The organism is Salinivibrio kushneri (genome assembly GCF_027286325.1).
Taxonomy (GTDB): Bacteria; Pseudomonadota; Gammaproteobacteria; order Enterobacterales; family Vibrionaceae; genus Salinivibrio; species Salinivibrio kushneri_A.
Genome location: NZ_CP114588.1, coordinates 2235480 through 2239117 on the forward strand (window position 1 = coordinate 2235480; position 3638 = coordinate 2239117).

2 protein-coding genes are annotated in these 3638 nt (G+C 49.4%); both read right to left on the reverse strand.

What is annotated here, in order from left to right; all coding sequences use genetic code 11:
• Positions 1-18 precede the first annotated feature (18 nt).
• Positions 19-1413 (reverse strand): HlyD family type I secretion periplasmic adaptor subunit, encoded by a 1395-nt coding sequence (locus tag N8M53_RS10480; RefSeq protein WP_269578739.1) that lies wholly within the window; start codon positions 1411-1413, stop codon positions 19-21.
• On the reverse strand, positions 1413-3575 hold the full coding sequence (locus N8M53_RS10485) for a type I secretion system permease/ATPase (RefSeq protein ID WP_269578740.1): 2163 nt from the start codon (positions 3573-3575) through the stop codon (positions 1413-1415). The genes N8M53_RS10480 and N8M53_RS10485 overlap by 1 nt, the downstream gene beginning before the upstream one ends.
• Positions 3576-3638: the final 63 nt, after the last annotated feature.

The following is a 3638-nucleotide window of genomic DNA, read 5'->3' on the forward strand; positions in this document are numbered from 1 at the left end:
CTCCTACTAGTATATTTCTCAGCGCTCACGTAATGCGTTTTCTTTTGCTCGTAAGATAGGATTGAGTATGTACTCAAGCACAGTACGCTTCCCGGTTATAATATCCACCGACGTCAACATGCCGGGTATAATCGGCATAGGCGTACCATCTTCCCTGGTTAAGTGTGATGATTCCGTTCTTATCCGTACTAAATAAAAGCTATTGCCTTCTTCATCCTGCGTCGTATCCGCACTGATGTGCTCGACGGTGCCGTCCAGGCCCCCATAACGGGTAAAGTCATAGGCTGTTACTTTCACCACCGCTGGTAAACCGGGATGAAGAAAGGCAATGTCTTTTGGCAAAATTTTCACTTCAACGAGCAGCTGATCTTCTGTTGGCACAATTTCAATCACATCTTCGCCCGGATCAACGACCCCACCGAGGGTATTGATGTGTATTGTTTTCACCGTGCCATCAACCGGAGAGGTGATAACCGCTTTATTCACCTTGTCTTGAGCGCCTACTTTCGCTTCTGTTAATCGTGACAAACGTGCCTCTGTTTCACTCAACTTAGCCCGTGTTTCACTGATAAATTGCAAAGCGGCTTCTCGACGTTTTAATATCGCTTCATCCAATGAGGCTTTTATCTTTGGCCGCGAAAGCTTTAAGTTGGTTAGCTCACCGTCCATATCATTGATCTGTCTTTCCAGTTTGAGAAGTTCCACTTCTGAGACAATCTTCTTTTCCACTAAAGGACGTGTGATATTGATCTCACGCTGCATAATTGACATCGAGTTGGTCAAGGTTTTTATCTTAGAGGCGACCTCTTCCAGCTCTTGTTTTTTTTGTACGATTTGACGAGCCTGAATTTCTAATTGGTTACTGAGGCTCTCAAGCCGACTGCGGTATTCCGATTTTTGCCGCGCGACCAAATTTGGTTTTCTGCTGGTTAATTCGTTGGGAAACGTCATCGGACGCATGGTAACGTCGATTTGTTGTTGCCACGGCTTACTAGCCGGTTGTAGCGTCACACTATCAAGCTCATGGTACATTCGCGTCACCGACGCGCGCAGGCTATCGACCTCTTGCTCTTGCTGAGCAAGGTCAGAGCGAAAGCGCGTATCATCAATACGCGCTAAAGGCATCCCTTTTTCAACCAGTTGACCTTCATCCACATACATGGCTTGTAAGATGCCACCATCTAGGCTCTGAATAAGCTGAACATGAGATGGGGGAATAACCTTGCCGTTACCTCGGGTAACACGATCTAGCTCAGCAAAAGCGGCCCAAACAATAAAACTGACGATAAGGAGCAGGGCCACCCAAACGACAGCTCTGTATTTGAGCGGCGTGTCTGTCATCATGGCGCCATAAACGTCATCAACCATATCGAGATCAGCGGGTTGACTCGTTTTTTTAACCATTTTGCCCATTACACACTTCCCTTATTGAGCTTACTCAACACCTTATCGCGCGGACCATCCATAACAATTCGACCCTTATCCATCACAATCACACGCTGTGCCATATTAAGTAGGGCCATATTGTGTGTCACCATGACCAAAGTGCGCGATTTAGCTGCGACTTCCATCGCTTTAATAAACTGGTTTTCGGCGTGTGCATCTAGGCTGGCAGTCGGCTCATCCATGACGAGCATGGGGGGTTCGTTAAGTAATGCTCGCGCCAAGGAAACCGCTTGCCGTTGACCACGAGATAGTTTTTCACCGCGCTCCCCGACTTGTTTGTCTAAGCCTTCATGATCTTGCGCGGTAAACAAGCTCACGCCTGACAACTGAACCGCACGCATTAGTTGGTGTTCAGTCACTTGGCGAGTCCCAAACATGATATTTTCGCGAATAGTGCCATGGAACAGCGTCACATCCTGCGCCAAATAGCCCACGTTACGACGCAAGTCTGAAGGGTGTATCTGGCGACTATCAACGCCATCAAACCGCAAGCTGCCTTGGTTGGGTTGAAAAAGACCCGCCAACAGTTTCAGTAAGGTCGTTTTTCCTGAGCCATTCTTCCCCAAGATGGCAATCACCTCTCCCGGTTGAATGCGGAAGTTAAGCGGATAAAGGGCTGGCTTTTCCGTCTCTGGATAGTTAAAAGCCAGATTATCCGCACTGAGCTCGCCTTTTAAGCGCTTGCGACTGACCAAGTGCCCTTTGTCGGCAAATTCGTCCTCTTGTTCCATCATCGCATTTAGCTGCCGCAGTGACGTGCTGGTTTGGTTCCAACGATTGAGCAGGCTGGCCATTTGTGCCATCGGTGACACCGCCCGGCTGGAAAGCATCACTGCAGCGATAATCCCGCCCATGGAAATGTCACCATCCGCCACCCGGTATACCCCCAGGATCACCACCGCGATTGCCATCATTTGGGTGATAAAGGTGGCAATGTAAGAGACATTATTGGTGATTTGTTTGACTTTAAAGTTCCAATTAGCTGTATGCGCGGTCATTTGTTGCCAACTACGCTGAACAATCCCTTCCGCACCACTGGCTTTAACGCCCTCTAATGCCGAGAGGCTTTCGATCAAATGGCCATGGCGCTCGGACGCGTACTTGTTACTCTCTTCAATTGCCGCACGTAGTTTAGGCTGCACCGAGACGGTATACCCTAAGATCAATAAACCCGCCACGACAGGGACGATCGCAAGATCCCCGGCCACCAAATAGATAATGGCAACAAAGAAGACGGCAAACGGGAGGTCCACCAAGGTGGTGATGGTAGCTGACGTCAGCATATCGCGCACTGAGTCGAATTCACCCAATTGCTTTGCGGTTGCGCCGACACTGCTTCCTCGATTGACCAGCGGTGTCCCCATCAGCCGTGCGAACAGGCGAGAGGAGACGATAATATCGACTTTCTTACCCGCCATATCAATCATATACGAACGAAGCTTGCGCATTAAAAAGTCAAAACAATATGCAAGCGTCGCGCCACTGGCTAACACCCACAAGGACTCAAACGCCAAATTAGGGACGATTTTGTCGTAGACGTTCATCACGAACAACGGCGAGACCAGCGCGAATAAATTTACCAGCACGGACGCCAGTAACGCATCACGATAAATAGGTGCTGCGTCTTTGACCGTTTGCCAGAACCAATGGATTTTGTTGTCGTGAAGATGCAAGTCGACCGATTGATCGCCACGGTATTGCCGTTTGATCAAAAAGCAGTAGCCAACGTACATTGACTCGAGCGCCTCAAGCCGCATGGTTTGTTCGCCACCATTTTCTGGTAACTGAATCAACGCGGTACCCGCTTCATTATCGATCTCTCGTAATACACAGGCTTTTTGATCAGCGAGCAAAAGCACGCAGGGTAAGAGCAGTGGCCCTAAATTATCCAAATTACGGCGTGACAAACGGGCGGCAAGACCCGCTCGACCCGCTGCTTGCGGAAACATATCCGGCGTGAGTAACGCATTGGTCATCGGCAAGCCCGCGACTAACGCATCGCCCGAGCAGGGTGTGCCATAGTGTTCGGTAAGCAATACCAAGCAATCCAGCAAGGGATCGTCGGTAGGCTGCTCACCCGCGGCTATCTTCCATTGCACGGATTGATTATTACTTGATTGGTCAGTCACTTACGTCTCTCTTTTGACCGAAAAATAGCAGGCAGCGACATCATAGCCGCTGCCTGATGGCGA

What these genes read in the sequence shown, in the direction of transcription:
- N8M53_RS10480 (WP_269578739.1), bottom strand. Translation starts at nt 1,413, where the DNA reads ATGGGCAAAATGGTTAAAAAAACGAGTCAACCCGCTGATCTCGATATG.